The sequence below is a fragment of the Pararobbsia silviterrae genome (assembly GCF_003628125.1).
In the GTDB taxonomy this organism is placed as follows: domain Bacteria; phylum Pseudomonadota; class Gammaproteobacteria; order Burkholderiales; family Burkholderiaceae; genus Pararobbsia; species Pararobbsia silviterrae.
Genome location: NZ_RBZU01000014.1, coordinates 110,786 through 129,247, shown reverse-complemented (window position 1 = coordinate 129,247; position 18,462 = coordinate 110,786). Strand labels below are relative to the sequence as shown.

Genomic DNA, 18,462 nt, shown 5'->3' with positions numbered 1-18,462 from the left:
AAAGATTTTCGCGATCTCGCAGTCGCGCAATCGCGCAAAAAAACGAGGAGAACGAACATGAGCTGGACGCGCGAGCAGGTACACGTCACGCTGGCCGCCTATCTGGGGTGGACGCTGGACGCATTCGATTTCTTTCTGATGGTGTTCATCCTGAAGGACATCGCGGCGGAATTCGGCACGAAGATTCCCGACGTCGCGTTCGCGATCACGCTGACCCTGTTCATGCGTCCGCTCGGCGCGCTGATCTTCGGGCGTCTGGCCGACAAGTTCGGACGCCGGCCGACGCTGATGGTCAATATCGTCTGCTATTCGGTGCTCGAACTGCTCTCGGGCTTCTCGACGAGTCTCGGCATGCTGCTCGTGCTGCGCGCGTTGTTCGGCATCGCGATGGGCGGCGAATGGGGCGTCGGCTCGGCGCTGACGATGGAAAGCATTCCGCCGCGTTCGCGGGGCCTCGTGTCGGGGATTCTGCAAGCGGGCTATCCGAGCGGCTATCTGCTTGCGTCGGTCGTGTTCGGTCTGCTCTATCAGCACATCGGCTGGCGCGGCATGTTCTTCGTCGGCATCGCACCCGCGCTGCTCGTGCTCTATGTGCGCTCGCACGTGCCCGAGTCGCCCGCGTACCAGGTCATGGAAAAACGCGAGCGTGTCGGCCTGCTCACGACGATCGCGCATAACTGGAAGCTGTCCGTGTTCGCGATCGTGCTCATGACGTGCTTCAACTTCTTCAGTCACGGTTCGCAGGATCTTTATCCGACGTTCCTGCGCGAGCAGCATCACTTCGATCCGAAGACGGTCTCGTTCATCACGATCGTGCTCAATATCGGCGCGATCTGCGGCGGCTTGTTGTTCGGCCGCGTGTCCGAGAAGATCGGCCGCCGCCGCGCGATCTTCATCGCGGCCTTGCTCGCGTTGCCGTTCATCTATATCTGGGCGTTTTCGACAACGGTCGGCATGCTCGCGCTCGGCGCGTTCCTCATGCAGATCTCGGTGCAGGGCGCATGGGGCGTGATTCCGGTCTATCTGAACGAGATTTCGCCCGACGAAGTCCGCGCGACGTTCCCGGGCCTCGTCTATCAGCTCGGCAACCTGCTCGCGTCGGTCAACGCGGTCTGGCAGGCGAAGATCGCGGTCGCGAACGGCGGCAACTATTCGATCGCGCTCGCGACGATCGCCGGCATCGTCGCGGTGATCATCGCCGCGATCATCCTGTTCGGCCCGGAACGGCGCGGCATCGACATGACGCAGTCGGCGAAGACGGTGCCCGGCGCGTCGACGGTCTGAACGCGCGCATTCGCGCGGGGCGGGCAATCCCGCCCGCCGACAGACAAAGGCCAGCCTTGCGGCTGGCCTTTTGTTTCACGACGCCGGGTTCGCTATCGTGATTTGTGCCCGAACGGTCCGTTCGGGTCCACGTAAGGATTCCGGGCCTTTCGACCGTGACTCGAATGCGTGTCGGACAACCCCGCCTGCTCTCGCAAAGGCGCGGGCTCACCTTTGCCAGGTTTTGCGTCCGGTCTGATGTCCTCGAGACCCTGCGCCCAGGCATCCAGCATGCGCTTGCCGACCTCCCGGAATTCCGGATACCGATCTGCGTATTCGCTTACGCAAGGCAGCACGCGCTGCACGGCCCGCACGACGTGCTCAAGTACGGCGTGCATATCCGTCGCCGAGAGACTCAACCGCACCCCGCCGTACTCGAAAAGCGCCTTTCCTGAACGCCAGGTTTTTTTGCCTTTCAACGGCAGTGCGGGCAGGTCATCCTGAAAACGCGGATACGCCGTCACGGTCACGATGTCGTACACGGGCGAAAGACGCGCGTCCTGCTCGTTTGTATACGTCAGCGCGTAGTTTTTCAGATGCGCATCCGCGTTACGCAGCGCATGGTTCAGCAGCAGCAAAGCGAACAATTTGCGCTTGCTGTCTTTCCTGTGTTCGACGCCGAGATACTGATTGCAGAGTTTCGCGAGGTCTTCCACCGTACCCTGATACTTGCGAACGGGGTCCAGGCCCTTCAACGCGCAAAAGTCCTCGACGCCGAGGCGGGTCCCATCGGAATTCAGGTCGAAACGCCGCACCGCGAGCACCTGCCCGTCGTCCGAGAGATGCGTTTCCGGAACATCAAGGCCGGCATGTCTCGCGACCTCGAGGCACAGATATTCGTTGATGCTGAGCCCCGGCAGATCGACGGGGCCCGTCTTCAAGATATACGCGTCCGTCCAGACGGTGGCCTTCTGATCGCCTGAGGCCAGCGACTTGGGCATGACCCCCGATACGCCCTCGGTGATCCCGGCCTCGAGGTGCCGGAGCAGGTGCGCCCTCGAGTCCGGGCTCGCGAGCAGTCTGGCCATATCGAAACGAGAGGTGGCGGAGCCGAACGACGCGCCGAGCGGAACAGCGCGCACTCGCCCGATGGTGTTCGCGCCCGTCAGCGCGAGAAGCCCGAAATCGCTCACATCCGCGTGCGGGCCGAGTGTTCGACGGATAAGGTCCTTCTTGAACCCTTCTGGCAGATTCATCTGAAACGAAGGCATGATGCCGCCGGGCCATATATAGGATCCGTTTCGCACCGGCATGAGCAGCGAGACGACATCGGCCGACGACGTGCCGGGCAGATACGTGAAGACGCCGTTGTGCGCTTCTTCGGCCAGGGTTCCAACCCGCGTGGCGTTGCAGTAGATGTCGAGCACGGCCATACGCTATCCGCCTTTTCCGGTGATCTTGGTCCGAGCCTCGGGACGCGGCAGCCGGACGCGGCGCCGGGTTTCCGCGCTGGAAAGCGCAGGCGTACGCTGCTCGGCCAGAACGTCGTCAAGCGTTCGCCCATGGCCGATCGGACGCGCGAACAGTTCGAGCCCGACGGCCTCGAAGAGGCTCAGCAATTTAACGGTGCCGAGTTCGGGAAGCAATCCCGTCTCGAACCGGCTGATTCGCGCGCGCGTGATCCCGCTTTGCTCCGCAACCTGCTGCTGAGTCTTGTTGGCGGCCAGCCTCGCGAGGCGAAACGCCTCCCCGAGCTCAACGAAATCCATGTTCCTTCCTAGATACGTTATCGTTAATTAGTCAGATAGTGTATTTAATACGATACATTTCCAAAAATCAAATACGTATCCTATACAGAACTTTATTGGAGAAAAACTCATCAATGCATCCTATATGAAACGTTATAAAAAGCCGATCACCTCGACGACACGTCGTAGTCGGGATGACGCTCGAAGCAAGCGGCCTACGTCGGATCCGCGCGCATCCCCGACGATCTCGGCTCGTTCCGACCTTCCCTGCGCGCTCGGTCTGCGACGCTTGAATCACACGTTTCGAAACATCTGCATGGCGTTACGTAACAACTCCCCACTCGAACCGATCGAAACAGAAATCGCCGCATGCCAACGCCGGTCATTTCGACCGTAAAACGCACGAATTTGCGGGAAAACACGGAGGCGGCAGGCAATTCACGCTGTTGGCACAGTCTTTGCAGGAATCTCCTCGACTCGCCGGTATCCGGTCCATGACGACAAGGAGATCAAGATGACACTACGCGCAGCAGGGACTCGTCCAAACGGTGACACGAAGAGCCGCATTCTCGACGCCGCCGAAGCACTCTTTATCGAACAGGGCTTCGAGGCCCTCTCGCTTCGGCAAATCACCGCACACGCGGAAGTGAATCTGGCCGCGGTCAACTACCACTTCGGCAGCAAGGAAACGCTGATCCATTCGATGCTCGCGCGCCGGCTCGATCGTCTGAACGTGGATCGGCTCGCCTTGCTCGACCACTTCGAACAGCGCTTCGCCGATTCGGGTGACGGCGGCGGCCTGACCTGCGAACACGTGCTCGGCGCCCTCTTCATCCCGGCGCTGCGCCTCGCGCGCGATCCCGAACAAGGCGGCCGCGCGTTCCTGCGTCTGCTCGGACGCGCGTACACGGACCCCTCGTCGTTCGTGCGCGAATTTCTCGCGCGGCACTACGCCTCCGTGTCCGACCGCATTTTCGCGGCCTTCGCGCGGGCGCTGCCCCACCTGCCGAAAGACGAACTGAGCTGGCGCCTGCATTTCTCGATCGGCGCGCTGTCGGGCGTACTCGCGGGCAGCAATAGCCAGGCGCTCGTCGCGCAGTTCGCGCACGGCGAAACGTCGAGCGATCTGCAGGTCATCGCGCGGCTCTCCTCGCTGATGGTCGCGGCGCTCAAGGCGCCGATGCCCGACGAAACCTCGATCGCGACATTCACCACCGTGCTCGACGACGCCGACGCGCTGCACGCCCAGACCGCCGCGGCCGACGAGGCCGCACGCGCATCGTCGGCCGACCCGGCCCGCGACGAGCACGCCTCGAACGGCTCGACGACGTACGGGGACACCGGATCGAGCGACGAGTCGGGGAGCAAAGCACGCAGTGTGAACGCCGCGCGCCCGGCCGGTGGTTCGCACTCGGGCAACGCCGTCGTCGGCGAGCCCGTGCAAAAGGTTCACGCGAGCACGGGCGGCTCGCGCACGCCGATCAGCTGGCCCGGCAGCACGACGACAGGCAGCTTCCGCTATCGCGTGTTCTGAAGACGGGTTCCGGAGCGCGCGCGTGGCTTCGCGAGCTTGACTCGCCGCGCGCGCTACGGGGTCTGACGTCCCGCAAGCTCCGCGACGACCGTCGAGAGCTCGCGCGGATCGACGGGTTTCGCGACATGCGATTGGAAGCCCGCCATCAACGCGCGCTTGCGGTCTTCGCTGCGCGCCTGCGCGGTCAACGCCGCGGCGGGCGTCAGCCGCCCGAGACTCGCATCGCGAATCCGCAACTGGCGGATGAGTTCGTAGCCGTCCTGCCCGGGCATGCCGAGATCGCTGACGACGACGTCGGGGCGTTCGAGATCGAATGCCGCGAGCGCCGCGGGCGTGCTCGCCACGGCCGTCACGCGCGCACCGAGCGATTCGAGGATATGACGCGTGAGATCGCGCGCGTCGTCCTCGTCTTCCACGACCAGCACGCGCAGGCCCGCCAGACGCGTCGGATCGTCGCGCACGCCTTCGCGCCCGGTCGCCGCGCCCTGCACGGCGCGCGCGACCGGCAGCTCGACCGTGAACGTCGCGCCAAGCCCCACGCCCGCGCTGTCGACACGGATACGCCCGCCATGCAACTCGGTCAGTTGCTTCGCGATCGACAAGCCCAGGCCGAGTCCGCCGAACTGACGCGTCGTGCTCGAATCGGCTTGCCGGAACCGTTCGAACACATGCGGCATGAATTCGGGCGATATCCCCTGCCCCGTATCGACGACCGAAATCACGACCGAGCCGTCGCGCTGCGCAAGCTCGATCCGCACGCTGCCGCGCCGGTCCGTGAACTTGATCGCGTTCGACAACAGGTTCCACATCACCTGCTGGAGCCGCGACGAGTCGCCCTGCATCGGCCCCGTCTCGGCGAGCGCCGTCGACACCGCGATCTCCTTCGCATCGGCCGCGGGCTGGAGCGAGCTGATCACGTCGTCGATGACCTGGCGCAAATCCACCGGCTGGATGTCGAGTCGGAGCTTGCCCGAAATGATGCGGCTCAGATCGAGCAGGTCGTCGACCATCTGCGCCTGCAGCCGCGCGTTGCGATCGATGACGCGCAGTCCCTTGTGCACGCGCGCGGGGTCGCTCGCATCGCGTAACAGGAACTGCACCCAGCCGACGATCGCGTTGAGCGGCGTGCGCAGCTCGTGCGAGAGCGTCGCGACGAACTCGTCCTTGACGCGCGCGGCGCGTTCGGCTTCCGTGCGCGCCGCACGCTCGGCCTCGAGCAGCCGCTCGCGCTCCGCCGCGACGACCAGTTCGCGCTGCAGTCTCGCTTGCGCGAGCACACGATCGATCGCTTCGGGCAGGAAATCGAAATAGTCGGGCGTCTTCGGTACGACGTCGCCGACCCCGGCGCGCAGCGCCTCGATCACGCGCTTTTCGTCGGCGAAGCCCGTCGCGAGCACGGCGGGAATATGCAGTCCGCGCGCGCGCAGCGCGCGCAGGAACTCGAGCCCCGTCGTCATGCCGTCGAGCTGATAGTCGACGACGATCACATCGGGCACCGACGCGTCGATCGCCTCTTTCGCACGCGCAATCGTTGCCGCGGTCGTGACGGCATGGCCGCATCGTTGAAGCGCGCGGCTCGCCAGGCGCAGCAGCCCCTCGTCGTCGTCGACGAGCAGCACGCGCACGGCATCGCGCAGGGAGGAAGTTTGGACGTCAGTCATGCTGTCAGGAAAGCGGCGCGAGGCACATCGCCGGCAAGGGTTCGAACTCGCATCATGCCGCGCTCTCCGCGGCGGCCGGCGGCATCGCAGGCAATACGCCCCCGATCGGAAGGGTCATATAGAACGTCGAACCGCTCTGCTCGACGGACTCGACCCACAAGCGGCCGCCGTGCCGCTCGACGATCCGGCGCACGAGCGCAAGCGCGACCCCGCCGCCGCCCTGCGGACGGTAGAACGCCGCGAATACCTTCGACAATTGCGACGCCGCGATGCCGCGGCCGTTATCCGCGACATATAGCGTCGCAAACGGCTGCAACGGATGCTGACCCGCGCGTTCGCGGTGATCCTCGAATTCGCGCGCGCCGATCTCGATCCGCGCGGCGCGGCCCGGATCGAGGCTCTCGATCGCGTGATCGACGAGGCCGCTGAACACCTGCTCGATCGCATCGGGATCCGCCTCGACGGCCGGCAACGGATGCACGACGAGCCGCGCGTCGAGCGCTTCGAGCTTGGCCTGATACCGCGCGGCGATCCGCTGCACGAGCACGTTCAGATCGACGCGTTCGGGCCGGTACTCGGCGCGGCCCGCGCGCGAGAGCGTCAGCAGCGCATCGATGATGTCGGCCGACCGCATGACCGCAGTCTGCAGATAATGCAGCGACTCGGCGATCTCCTCGTCGAGCAGTTGTGCGAAACGTTGCCATTCGTGCTCGGGCAGATCGAACTCGCGCAGCGCATCGCGCAGATCCTTGCACGTATGCGCGAGCTCGCGCGAAAAACCCTGAAGATTCACGAGCGGCGAACGCAGATCGTGCGAGACGCTGTAGATGAACATCTCGTTGTCGGCCGTCTGCAGGCGCAGATGTTCGTTCGCGAGCGCGAGTTGCGCGGCCCGATGTTCGAGGTCGCGCTTGACGGCGTTGCGCGCGCGATCGGCGGCCGCCAGGCGGCGACTCGTCGTGTGCAGGATGCCGTCGAGCTGGGCGACCTCGTCGTCGCCCGCCAGCGCGGGCGGCAGCGGCGTATTGTCGGCGAGCCGGCGCGCATTCTCGCCGAGCGCCAGCAGGCGACCGCGAAACCCGCGAATGAAGAGATACATCGCGACGCTCGCCACCGCGATCGAACCGAACACCGCGCCGATCAGCAAACCGCGCTGACGCTCGCGGGCCTCGTGCACGGCCTCGGTCCGCGCGGCGTCCAGACGCAGCTCCTCGGCCTTGAAGGCATTGAGCTCGCGCCGGAACGTATCGACGAGCGCGCTACCCTGCGGCTCGCTCAGATGGGCAATCAAGGCCTCGCGCTGACCGGTCTCGATGAGTTCGCGCGCATGCGACGACCACTCGCGATATTGCTGGATCGTGTTGCGGATCTGCGCGGCACGCGCGACCTGGGGGGGATTGTCGGCGACGAGATCGGTCAGCCGGTCGACGCGCCGGTCGAGTTCGGTCCAGAGCGCCGTATCGTCGATCGCCGCGGGATCGTTGGCCAACGCGGCGCTACGCACGCGGATCGACTGCACGAGCATCGGCTCGAGCACATCGTTGGTCTGCCCGATGACGCGCTTGCTGTGCGCGGCCCAGGTGCCCGCGACCTCCGTATCGAGGTGCGTCGCGTAGACAAGGCCCAGCAGCCCGATCTCGAACACGCTCGGAATGGCGATCAGCAGCAGGCCCTTTGTGAAAAGTCTCATGCGTTCGGCGTCTTCCAGTGCTTGGCGGATACGTGACGACAGTCGAACACCCTATACTGCGCGCCCGCGCACGCGGCCGCATCGCGGCCGACGTTCCCGAACGCGCTGCCGGCACACCGACCGGCCAGACTGTGGCAACCAGGCACCGGGTCCGCGGCATGCCGCCGGAGCCGAAGCAAGACACCGCTCGAAAGTGCGGTTGCGCACATTATCCCGTGCTTTCCCGGAATTGCCAAAAGGTTGGCGCTTGCCGCCCCGACAATGGCGGATCGGGACGGTCCGCCAGTCAGCCCGGACGTCGCCCCCCCGTCCACTAGGGACTCAACAGCGGGCCCGTGCGGAACGGCGTGGCGCCCGCGATCTGCGCCACCATCGCGCCCGCGTGCACGTACCGGACCACGCGCCGTGTGAACAGCACGCCCTCGATCGACGCCACGAGCGTCGTCACCGCATCCGACAAGGGATCGACGATGTCCGCGATGGGCTCGCCCGGTTTGACCGACGCCCCGAGCGCTGCGCGATAGACGAGCACGCCCGCGCACGGCGCGTCGATCTGCTCGGAACCCGTGAGCGGCACCGGCTCGCGGATGAGGTCGGGCGGCGGCGTCACGCCGCCCGCGATCCCGCCGCGCAGCGCGATGAACTGAAGGATCGCATCCGCGTCGCGCTCGGCGAGCGCGTGCGTGACGTCGTGCAGTCCGCGAAGTTCGACGCAGACGGCGAGCGGCGCCGCGGGGATCGGATGGTCGCCGAACCGTTCGATCAGCCGGCTCCAGCCGAGATTGAGCGCCTCGTCGAACGAATGGCCGCCCGAATCGTCGCAGAGCAACGACGTGCCGACGCCGAGATAACGCGCAAGCGGCTCGAACGCCGGCCAGGCGCGCGCGTGCGTATACAAATGCAGCACGCCCTCAAGCGAACAATGGAGGTCGAGCACGATATCGGCGGGCGCGGCGAGCCGCAGCAGCGCGAGCTGCAGCGATTCGAGCTCGGTGCGCGGCGCGCGTTCGCCGAGCGCCTCGACGATGGCCTTGCGCACGAGCATGCCGTTGCGCGCCTCGTCGCGGCCGAGCTGGCCTTCGAGCCGATCGCCCGCGAGCGACGCAATATCGAGGAACTGCCGGTTGAAGTTCTGCCCGCTGTCCGTGTCGAAACGGCCGATCAGCGATCCCGAGACGCGCTGATTGAGCCCGACCGGATTCGCGACGGGCACGACGACGATATGCGAGCGCAGGAGGCCGTCGCGCTCGAGTTCGGCAAGCCGGCGCTTGAGCACCCAGGCGACGAGCATGCCCGGCGTCTCGTCGGCATGCACGGAAGACTGGATGACGATGCGCCGAGGCGCATGCGCGGGTCCGAAGTGGTACTGCAACAAGTCGCGTGCCGTGCCCAGCGACGGCGACACGAGCGGCGTGCGTCGAATCTCCATGCAGTTTCGAAATCAAGCTAAACAGCGATCGTGCGATTGTAGCCCGGCAACGCCTTGTGACGCGCGCTTGAAAGCCATCGTAACTCCTAGAAAGAATGGCAACTGGACGCTGTCATCTTGCCGACGTAGCATCTCGTGTTCCGTCGCGGGAGCGCACGCGGTCGGCCGCGCGCGCGATTGCGCGAGCGCGGACCGCGCGTTCGAGCCCGCGCCGACGCCGTCTGCGAGACAACGCGCGCCCCCGCCCGTGCGCGGGTTCACGGGGTATCGTTGGGTATCCCTTGATATCGCGCGATGTCGTGACACGCGAACGGACCCCGATCCCAAGCCGTACTATCCACGCTCCTTTCGACGCCTTTCCCTGATGGACGACAAAGACCGCACGCCCGCTCCGCCCTCCCGTTCGCCCGCCGAAACGCCCGCGCGCCCGAGTCGCCGCTGGCCCTGGGTCGTGCTGCTCGTCGTACTCGTCGTCGCCTTGATCGCGTGGATCCATCATCGCCGCGAAACCGCGTCGGGCTCCGCCGCCGCCGCCGCGGGCGCCGGCACGCCGGCGCCGGGCGGCCCCGGCGGTCCCGGTGGCCCGCCGGGACGCGGCGGACGCTATTCGATGAATCAGGCGCAGGCCGTCACGGTCGCCAAGGCGACGAGCGGGGAGATGCCCGTGACGATCAACGCGCTCGGCACCGTGACGCCGCTGGCGACGGTCACGGTCCGCACGCAGATCGCGGGCACGCTGACCGAAGTCGCGTTCCGCGAGGGCCAGATGGTCAAAGCCGGCGACTTCCTCGCCCAAGTCGACCCGCGTCCGTATCAGATTCAGTTGCAAAACGCCGAGGGGACGAAGGCGAAGGACGAAGCGCTGCTGCTCCAGGCGCGTAACGACCTCGCGCGCTACCAGGTGCTGATCAAGCAGGATTCGATCTCGCAGCAACAGTTCGACGACCAGCAGTACCTCGTCAAGCAGTACGAAGGCCAGGTCAAGACCGATCAGGCCGCGATCGACACGGCCAAGCTCGATCTCGTCTACGCGCATATCACCGCGCCCGTGGCGGGCCGCGTCGGCCTGCGCCAGGTCGATCCGGGCAACTACGTCCAGACGAGCGATACGAACGGCGTCGTGATCATCACGCAGATGCAGCCGATGAGCGTGATCTTCACGCTGGCCGAAGACAATCTGCCCGCCGTGTTCGAGCAGGTGTCGGACGGCGCGCAGCTCTCGGTGACCGCCTACGACCGCAGCGGCACGACCCCGATCGCGAGCGGACATCTCGACACGCTCGATAACCAGATCGATACGACGACCGGCACGCTCAAGCTGCGCGCGCTGTTCGACAACAAGAAGAACCTGCTTTTCCCGAACCAGTTCGTCAACACGAAGCTGCTCGTGCGCACCGTGCATGACGCGATCATCGTGCCGAGTTCGTCGGTCCAGACCGGCTCGATCGGCCAATTCGTCTATGTCGTGAAGCCCGACGACACCGTGACCGTGCGTGTCGTCAAGGTCGGACCGATCGACGGCGAACGCACGAGCATCGTGTCGGGCCTGTCGATCGGCGAGACGGTCGTCACGGATGGCGCGGACCGGCTGCGCGAAGGCGCGAAGGTCGTGATTCCGGCGCGCGGTCCCCATGGTGCGAGCGGTGCAAGCGGTGCGAGCGGCGCGGCAGGCGCCGACTGGGCGTCGGGCGCCTCGTCGGCCCATGCGCACCGCCATCATCATTCGAGCGACGCGCAGTAAAGGGTAAAGCATGAACCCGTCACGCCTCTTTATCCTGCGCCCGGTCGGCACGGCGCTGATGATGGCCGCGATCATGCTCGTGGGCCTCGTCGCGCTGCGCTTTCTGCCGCTGTCCGCCCTGCCCGAGGTCGACTATCCGACGATCCAGGTCCAGACGTTCTATCCGGGGGCGAGCCCCGACGTCATGACCTCGTCGGTCACGGCCCCGCTCGAACGGCAATTCGGCGAGATGCCGAGCTTGAACCAGATGTCGTCGTCGAGCTCGGCCGGCGCCTCGGTCATCACGCTGCAGTTCAATCTCGACCTGCCGCTCGACATCGCCGAGCAGGAAGTCCAGGCCGCGATCAACGCGGCGGGCAATCTGCTGCCGTCCGATCTGCCCGCGCCGCCGATCTACGCGAAGGTCAATCCGGCCGACGCGCCTGTGCTCGCGCTCGCGCTGACCTCGCGGACCATGCCGCTGACCCAGGTCGAGGACCTCGCCGACACGCGTCTCGCGCAGAAGATCTCGCAGGTGCCGGGCGTCGGTCTCGTCAGCATCAGCGGCGGCCAGCGGCCGGCCGTGCGGATCCAGGCGAACCCGCGCGCGCTCGCGGCGTACGGCCTCAATCTCGACGATCTGCGCACGACGATCTCGAACCTCAACGTCAACACGCCGAAGGGCAACTTCGACGGACCGACGCGCGCCTACGCGATCAACGCGAACGACCAGCTCGAAAGCGCGAAGGAATATCAGAAAGCCGTCGTCGCCTACAAGAACGGCCGCCCGGTCATGCTGACCGATGTCGCGAAGATCGTCGACGGCGCCGAGAACGCACAGCTCGGCGCCTGGATGAACGGCACGCCCGCCGTGATTCTCAACGTCCAGCGCCAGCCCGGCGCGAACGTCATTGCCACGGTCGACGCGATCCAGAAGCTGCTGCCCCAGTTGCGCCAGACGCTGCCCGCGGCCGTCGAAGTCCACGTGCTGACCGACCGGACGACGACGATCCGCGCATCGGTGCGCGACGTCGCGTTCGAGCTCTGCGTGTCGATCCTGCTCGTCGTGATCGTGATCTTCGTGTTCCTGTCGAACGCGTACGCGACGATCATTCCGAGCCTGTCCGTGCCGCTCTCGCTCGTCGGCACGCTCGGCGTCATGTATCTGTGCGGCTTTTCGCTCGACAACCTCTCGCTGATGGCGCTCACGATCGCGACGGGCTTCGTCGTCGACGACGCGATCGTCATGATCGAAAACATCGAGCGCTACGTCGAGGCCGGCGAGACGGCGCTCGACGCCGCGCTCAAGGGCTCGAAGCAGATCGGCTTCACGATCATCTCGCTGACGGTGTCGCTGATCGCGGTGCTGATCCCGCTGCTGTTCATGGGCGACGTCGTCGGACGGCTGTTCCACGAATTCGCGATCACCCTCGCCGTCACGATCGTGATCTCCGCGATCGTCTCGCTGACGCTTGTGCCGATGATGTGCGCGAAGCTCCTGCGTCACAGCCCGCCCAAGGGCAGCCGCAGCTTCGAGGCGCGCACGCGCGCGTTCTTCGACGGCGTCATCGCGCAGTACGGCCGCGCGCTGCGCGTCGTGCTCGATCACCAGGGACTGACGCTCGTCGTCGCGATCCTGACCGTCGCGGTGACCGCCCTGCTCTATATCGTGATTCCGAAAGGCTTCTTCCCGGTTCAGGACACGGGCGTGATCCAGGGCATCTCGCAGGCGACGCAATCGACCTCGTACAAGGCCATGGCCGAGCGTCAGCAGGCGCTCGCCGACGCGATCCTGAAGGACCCCGATGTCGAGAGCCTGTCGTCGTTCATCGGCGTCGACGGCACGAACATCACGGTCAACACCGGGCGCTTCCTCATCAATCTGAAGCCGTTCGACGATCGCCAGGCGAATGCGAGCGAGATCATCCGCCGTATTCAGCGGGACGCCGACCAGGTACCGGGCGTCAAGCTGTTCATGCAGCCCGTGCAGGATCTGACGATCGACTCGACGGTCAGCGCGACGCAATATCAATTCATCCTCGAAGACGCGAACTCGAACGAGTTCAATGCATGGGTGCCCAAGCTCGTCGACCGGCTCAAGCAGGCGCCCGCGCTCGCCGACGTCGCGAGCGATCTCCAGCAGAACGGCGCGTCGGTCTTCATCAACATCGACCGGAGCACGGCGGCGCGCTTCGGCATCACGCCGGCGACCGTCGACAGCGCGCTCTACGACGCGTTCGGCCAGCGGATCATTTCGACGATCTTCACGCAGACGAACCAGTATCGGGTGATCATGGAGGCCGACCCCGAACTCCAGCACTCGACGAAGTCGCTCGGCGATCTCTACCTGCCGTCGTCGACCTCGACGACCGGCCAGGTGCCGCTGTCTTCGATCGCGACGTTCACCGAACAGACCTCGCCGCTCGTCGTGAGCCACCTGGGCCAGTTCCCGTCGACGACAGTCTCGTTCAACCTCGCGCCGGGCGCCTCGCTCGGCGAGGCGGTCAAGGCCATCGAGCAGGCCGAGCGCGACATCGGTCTGCCGGGCTCGTTCACGACGCGCTATCAGGGCGCGGCGCTCGCGTTCCAGTCGTCGCTGTCGAACGAGCTGTTCCTGATCCTCGCCGCGATCGTCACGATGTACATCGTGCTCGGCGTGCTCTACGAGAGTTTCATCCATCCGATCACGATTCTCTCGACGCTGCCCTCGGCCGGCGTCGGCGCGCTGCTTGCGCTCATGATGGCCGGCAAGGACCTCGACATCATCGCGATCATCGGCATCGTGCTGCTGATCGGCATCGTCAAGAAGAACGCGATCATGATGATCGACTTCGCGCTCGAAGCCGAACGCGACGAAGGCAAGTCGCCGCGCGAAGCGATCTATCAGGCGTGCCTGCTGCGTTTCCGCCCGATTCTGATGACGACGATGGCGGCCCTGCTCGGCGCGCTGCCGCTGATGCTCGGCTGGGGCGCGGGCTCCGAGCTGCGCCAGCCGCTCGGCATCGCGATCGCGGGCGGCCTGATCGTGAGTCAGCTGCTCACGCTGTTTACGACACCCGTCATCTATCTGGGCTTCGACCGCCTCGCGCAGCGCATGCGCGCACGCTTCGGTCATCACGGCGACGCGGGCCGTGCCGGCACGGACGTCTGAGGCGCTTCGATGAACATCTCGAAGCTCTTCATCAGCCGTCCGGTCGCGACGACGCTGCTCTCGATCGGCATCGCGCTCGCCGGCGCGTTCGCATTCGTGAAGCTGCCGGTGTCGCCGCTGCCGCAGGTCGACTTCCCGACGATCTCGGTTCAGGCGAACCTGCCCGGCGCGAGCCCCGACACCGTTGCGACGAGCGTCGCGAGTCCGCTCGAACGGCACCTCGGCCAGATTGCCGACGTGACCGAGATGACATCGATGAGCTCGCTCGGCTCGACGCGCATCACGCTGCAGTTCGGACTCGACCGCAATATCGACGGCGCCGCGCGCGATGTCGAAGCGGCGATCAACGCCGCGCGCGCCGACCTGCCGGCCGCGCTGCGCCAGAATCCGTCGTATCACAAGGTCAACCCCGCCGATGCGCCGATCATGGTGCTCGCGATGACGTCGAGAACACTCACGCGGGGCCAGCTCTACGACTCGGCCGCGACGGTGCTTCAGCAGGCGCTTTCGCAGGTCGAGGGCGTCGGCGAGGTCGACGTCAGCGGTTCGGCGAATCCGGCCGTGCGCGTCGAGCTCGAACCTCACGCGCTGTTTCACTACGGCGTCGGACTCGAGGACGTGCGCGCCGCCCTCGCCTCGGCCAACGCGAATGCGCCCAAGGGATCGTACGATCAGGGCGATCGTCATTTTCAGATCTACACGAACGACCAGGCGCGTCAGGCGAGCCAATACAAGGATCTGATCGTCGGCTACCGCAATAACGCGCCGATCAAGCTGGCCGATGTCGGCGAAGTCGTCGACTCCGTCGAGGATCTGCGCAATCTCGGTCTGTTCAACAGCGAGCCCGCGGTGCTCGTGATCCTCTATCGCCAACCCGGCGCGAACATCATCGACACGATCGATCGCGTCAAGGCGATGCTGCCGCAACTCCAGCGTTCGATGCCGGCCGACGTCGACATCACGCCGAGCGCCGACCGCTCGATCACGATCCGCGCGTCGCTGCGCGACACCGGTTACACGCTGATCATCGCGATCGTGCTCGTGATCCTGACCGTCTTCGCGTTCCTGCGCAGCGCGCGCGCCACGCTGATTCCGAGTGTCGCCGTGCCGATTTCGATCATCGGCACCTTCGGCGCGATGTACCTGCTCGGCTACAGCATCGACAACCTGTCGTTGATGGCGCTCACGATCGCGACCGGCTTCGTCGTCGACGACGCGATCGTCGTGCTCGAGAACATCTCGCGCCATCTCGAGAACGGGATGTCGCGCATGCAGGCCGCACTGCTCGGGGCGAAGGAGGTCGGTTTCACCGTCGTTTCGATGTCGCTGTCGCTCGTCGCCGTGTTTCTGCCGATTCTGCTCATGGGCGGCATCGTCGGGCGTCTGTTCCGTGAATTCGCGGTCACGCTGTCGCTCGCGATCGGCGTCTCGCTGCTCGTCTCGCTGACGACGACGCCGATGATGTGCGCATTGCTGTTGCGCGTGCCGCGCAAGCACGGCGCCGAGCGCGCGTCCGACAACCTCGACGGCGAAGTCGATGAAAAGCCCCCGGGCCGCATTGCGCGCGCATTCGAAGCGGGGTTCGATCTGCTCCAGCGCGGCTATCGCCGCTCGCTCGAAGTCGCGTTGCGCATGCCGCTCGTCGTCATGCTGATCCTGCTCGGCACGATCGCGCTCAACGTCTATCTGTACATCATTGTGCCGAAGGGCTTCTTCCCGCAGCAGGACACGGGCAATATGATCGGCGGCATTCAGGCCGATCAGGCGACCTCGTTCCAGGCGATGAAGACGAAGTTCACGGAACTCACGCGGCTCGTCAAGTCGGATCCCGCGGTCGAAAGCGTGGTCGGCTTCACGGGCGGGCGCGCAACGAACGCGGGCTTCATGTTCATCACGCTCAAGCCGCTTGCCGAACGCAAGCTCAGCGCCGACGAGGTCAACCAGCGCCTGCGGCCGAAGCTCGCGCGCGTCGCGGGCGGACAGACGTTTCTCGTGCCCGTGCAGGATATTCGCGTGGGCGGCCGGCAGACCAACGCGCAATATCAATTCACGCTGCTCGGCGATTCGAGCACCGAACTCTACGAGTGGTCGAACAAGCTCGTGCAGGCGCTCCAGAAGAATCCCGTGCTCGTCGACGTCAATTCGGACCAGCAGCAAAAGGGGCTCGACGTTCAGCTCAATATCGATCGCGCGACCGCGGCGCGGCTCAACATCACGCCGAGCCAGATCGACAACACGCTCTACGACGCGTTCGGCCAGCGCCAGGTCTCGACGATCTATAACCCGCTGAATCAGTACCACGTGGTCATGGAGGTCGCGCCGCAATACTGGCAGGACCCGCAGACCCTCAAGGACATCTGGATCAGCACGTCGGGCGGCACCGCGACGGGCAGCCAGACGACCAACGCGCCGACAGGCACGGTCACGGCGCAGGCGACGCAGAGTGCCGCAACCGCGCCGACCTCATCGACGACTTCATCGACCTCGACCGGCCCGTCGGCCGCGACGATTGCGGCGGATTCCGCGCGGAACGCGACGATCAATGCGATCGCGACGAGCGGCAAATCGAGCGGATCGAGCGGCGCACCGGTCAGTACGGCCCAGGAAACGATGGTGCCGCTCTCGGCGATCGCGTCATACGGACCGGGCAACACGCCGTTGTCGGTCAATCATCAGGGACAATTCGTCGCGACGACGATCTCGTTCAACCTGCCGCCGGGCACATCGCTGTCCGATGCCACGCACGCGATCGAAGAGACGATGAACGAAATCGGCGTGCCCGCGACGATCAACGGATCGTTCAGCGGCACGGCCCAGGCTTTCCAGCAATCGCTGAGCGACGAGCCGCTGCTGATCCTTGCCGCGCTTGCCGCGATCTATATCGTGCTCGGCGTGCTCTACGAGAGTTACATCCATCCGATCACGATCCTCTCGACGCTACCGTCGGCCGGCGTCGGCGCACTGCTCGCCTTGCTGGCCTTCCATGTCGAATTCAGCATCATCGCGTTGATCGGCGTGTTCCTGCTGATCGGGATCGTCAAAAAGAACGCAATCATGATGATCGACTTCGCGATCGACGCATCGCGCCGCGGCATGCATTCCCGCGACGCGATCTTCGAAGCCTGCATGTTGCGCTTCCGGCCGATCATGATGACGACGTGCGCGGCGCTGCTCGGCGCACTCCCGCTCGCGTTCGGCCACGGCGAAGGCTCGGAACTCCGCGAGCCGCTCGGGATTTCGATCGTCGGCGGCCTGATCGTCAGCCAGGCCTTGACGCTGTATACGACGCCCGTCGTCTATCTATACCTCGATCGCTTGCATCACTGGGTCGATCAGCGGCGCGGGCGGCGTCAGATCACGAATCCCTGAGACGGATCGGCGGGCCGCAGACGCGTGATCTCTCGCAAGATTTCCCAACAGGGCTTGCTCGGCGTCGAAGGTTGCCGCTCGAATGTGCCCGGCGGTGACGCATCGTCAGTTTCAGGGCCGTATCCGGGTTTGTAGATGGCGCCGACCACACGTGCGCCGCCGAATCGCTCGGAGCTGTCGGATTGCTCGGGGCTGCCGAATCGCTCGGGGCTGCCGAATCGCTCGGGGCTGCCGGAATGCTCGGGGCTGCCGAATCGCTTGGGGCTGCCGGAATGCTCAGCGCTACCGCTCGGCGAACGCGCATCGCGCACGACCGCTTCGGTCGCCGGCCCGCCGACCTGAATGCGCGTGACGTGCCGGTCGGCAGACAGACTCCGCGGCTGCGTGACGGCGCCGCGCAAACCTTCGAACACCCGTGCGCGTCGCGCCTCGAAATCGATGCGATCGGCACGCGCCGCACGCAGCTCGACATCCAAGCGATCGGCACGCTGCGCCGCGCGCGCCTCGAGGTCAGCAAGTTTCCATTCGGTCGGCGTTTGCGTCTGCGCGTCCCGCATGGATCGCATCCCGCGCATCTCCGTCTGCGTCTCCGCATCCTTCATGCGCGGCATCGGAAGCGTCTGAGTCTGCGCGTCTTGCATGCGTGGAATCGGACGCGTCTGCGACTGTGCGTCTTGCATGCGCAGCATCGAACGCACCTGCGTCTGTGCGTCTTGTGGGCGCGGCATCGGTCGCATCTGCGTCTGTGCGTCTTGCATGCGCAGTATCGGACGCACCTGCGTCTGTGCGTCTTGTGGGCGCGGCATCGGTCGCATCTGCGACTGCGCCGCTTTCATGCGTGGGATCGTCCGTGTTTGCATGTCGAAACCGTGCTCCAGGGTCATGCCAGGCCGTGGT

11 protein-coding genes are annotated in these 18,462 nt (G+C 65.5%); 5 read left to right on the top strand and 6 right to left on the bottom strand.

Features of this window, described 5'->3' with window-relative positions; translation table 11 throughout:
• Positions 1–57 precede the first annotated feature (57 nt).
• The gene (locus tag D7S86_RS24325) at positions 58–1,284 is read left to right on the top strand and encodes an MFS transporter (protein ID WP_121090274.1); all 1,227 of its coding nucleotides are present in this window, start codon (positions 58–60) and stop codon (positions 1,282–1,284) included.
• A gap of 92 nt (positions 1,285–1,376) precedes the next feature.
• Here the strand turns inward: D7S86_RS24325 and D7S86_RS24320 are convergent, their stop codons facing one another.
• Positions 1,377–2,696 (bottom strand): type II toxin-antitoxin system HipA family toxin, encoded by a 1,320-nt coding sequence (locus D7S86_RS24320; RefSeq protein ID WP_121090272.1) that lies wholly within the window; start codon positions 2,694–2,696, stop codon positions 1,377–1,379.
• Between the two features lie 3 nt (positions 2,697–2,699).
• Positions 2,700–3,032: a helix-turn-helix domain-containing protein gene (locus D7S86_RS24315; RefSeq protein ID WP_121090270.1), complete on the bottom strand. Its 333-nt coding sequence runs from the start codon at positions 3,030–3,032 to the stop codon at positions 2,700–2,702.
• 493 nt (positions 3,033–3,525) lie between these two features.
• On the opposite strand from D7S86_RS24315, the gene D7S86_RS24310 reads away from it, so the two are divergent.
• Entirely contained in the window at positions 3,526–4,545 is a 1,020-nt protein-coding gene (locus tag D7S86_RS24310) for a TetR/AcrR family transcriptional regulator (RefSeq protein ID WP_121090268.1), read from the top strand.
• 53 nt (positions 4,546–4,598) lie between these two features.
• Here D7S86_RS24310 and D7S86_RS24305 read toward each other — a convergent pair whose 3' ends face one another.
• The 3 genes from D7S86_RS24305 to D7S86_RS24295 form a co-directional block, all read right to left on the bottom strand.
• Entirely contained in the window at positions 4,599–6,206 is a 1,608-nt protein-coding gene (locus D7S86_RS24305; protein ID WP_121090266.1) for an ATP-binding response regulator, read from the bottom strand.
• 52 nt (positions 6,207–6,258) lie between these two features.
• Entirely contained in the window at positions 6,259–7,896 is a 1,638-nt protein-coding gene (locus tag D7S86_RS24300) for a sensor histidine kinase (RefSeq protein ID WP_121090264.1), read from the bottom strand.
• Positions 7,897–8,209: 313 nt separating this feature from the next.
• Complete coding sequence (locus D7S86_RS24295; protein WP_121090262.1) at positions 8,210–9,325, bottom strand: succinylglutamate desuccinylase/aspartoacylase family protein; 1,116 nt, start codon at positions 9,323–9,325, stop codon at positions 8,210–8,212.
• A gap of 364 nt (positions 9,326–9,689) precedes the next feature.
• Between D7S86_RS24295 and D7S86_RS24290 the strand changes: the two genes are divergently transcribed.
• From D7S86_RS24290 to D7S86_RS24280, 3 genes are read left to right on the top strand one after another with little or no spacing between them, the layout of a single operon-like run.
• Positions 9,690–11,066 (top strand): MdtA/MuxA family multidrug efflux RND transporter periplasmic adaptor subunit, encoded by a 1,377-nt coding sequence (locus D7S86_RS24290; RefSeq protein WP_121090260.1) that lies wholly within the window; start codon positions 9,690–9,692, stop codon positions 11,064–11,066.
• 10 nt (positions 11,067–11,076) lie between these two features.
• Positions 11,077–14,196, top strand: coding sequence for an MdtB/MuxB family multidrug efflux RND transporter permease subunit (locus tag D7S86_RS24285; protein WP_121090258.1), 3,120 nt, complete (start codon positions 11,077–11,079; stop codon positions 14,194–14,196).
• A gap of 9 nt (positions 14,197–14,205) precedes the next feature.
• Positions 14,206–17,565, top strand: coding sequence for an efflux RND transporter permease subunit (locus tag D7S86_RS24280; RefSeq protein ID WP_121090256.1), 3,360 nt, complete (start codon positions 14,206–14,208; stop codon positions 17,563–17,565).
• Here the strand turns inward: D7S86_RS24280 and D7S86_RS29640 are convergent.
• Positions 17,547–18,323 carry a hypothetical protein gene (locus D7S86_RS29640; protein ID WP_158602078.1) on the bottom strand — a complete coding sequence of 259 codons (777 nt, stop codon included), beginning with the start codon at positions 18,321–18,323 and terminating at the stop codon, positions 17,547–17,549. The two genes, D7S86_RS24280 and D7S86_RS29640, sit on opposite strands and share 19 nt — an antisense overlap.
• Between the last annotated feature and the right edge of the window lie 139 nt (positions 18,324–18,462).

What these genes read in the sequence shown, in the direction of transcription:
- D7S86_RS24325 (WP_121090274.1), top strand. Translation starts at nt 58, where the DNA reads ATGAGCTGGACGCGCGAGCAGGTACACGTCACGCTGGCCGCCTATCTG.
- D7S86_RS24320 (WP_121090272.1), bottom strand. Translation starts at nt 2,696, where the DNA reads ATGGCCGTGCTCGACATCTACTGCAACGCCACGCGGGTTGGAACCCTG.
- D7S86_RS24315 (WP_121090270.1), bottom strand. Translation starts at nt 3,032, where the DNA reads ATGGATTTCGTTGAGCTCGGGGAGGCGTTTCGCCTCGCGAGGCTGGCC.
- D7S86_RS24310 (WP_121090268.1), top strand. Translation starts at nt 3,526, where the DNA reads ATGACACTACGCGCAGCAGGGACTCGTCCAAACGGTGACACGAAGAGC.
- D7S86_RS24305 (WP_121090266.1), bottom strand. Translation starts at nt 6,206, where the DNA reads ATGACTGACGTCCAAACTTCCTCCCTGCGCGATGCCGTGCGCGTGCTG.
- D7S86_RS24300 (WP_121090264.1), bottom strand. Translation starts at nt 7,896, where the DNA reads ATGAGACTTTTCACAAAGGGCCTGCTGCTGATCGCCATTCCGAGCGTG.
- D7S86_RS24295 (WP_121090262.1), bottom strand. Translation starts at nt 9,325, where the DNA reads ATGGAGATTCGACGCACGCCGCTCGTGTCGCCGTCGCTGGGCACGGCA.
- D7S86_RS24290 (WP_121090260.1), top strand. Translation starts at nt 9,690, where the DNA reads ATGGACGACAAAGACCGCACGCCCGCTCCGCCCTCCCGTTCGCCCGCC.
- D7S86_RS24285 (WP_121090258.1), top strand. Translation starts at nt 11,077, where the DNA reads ATGAACCCGTCACGCCTCTTTATCCTGCGCCCGGTCGGCACGGCGCTG.
- D7S86_RS24280 (WP_121090256.1), top strand. Translation starts at nt 14,206, where the DNA reads ATGAACATCTCGAAGCTCTTCATCAGCCGTCCGGTCGCGACGACGCTG.
- D7S86_RS29640 (WP_158602078.1), bottom strand. Translation starts at nt 18,323, where the DNA reads ATGCAAGACGCACAGACGCAGATGCGACCGATGCCGCGCCCACAAGAC.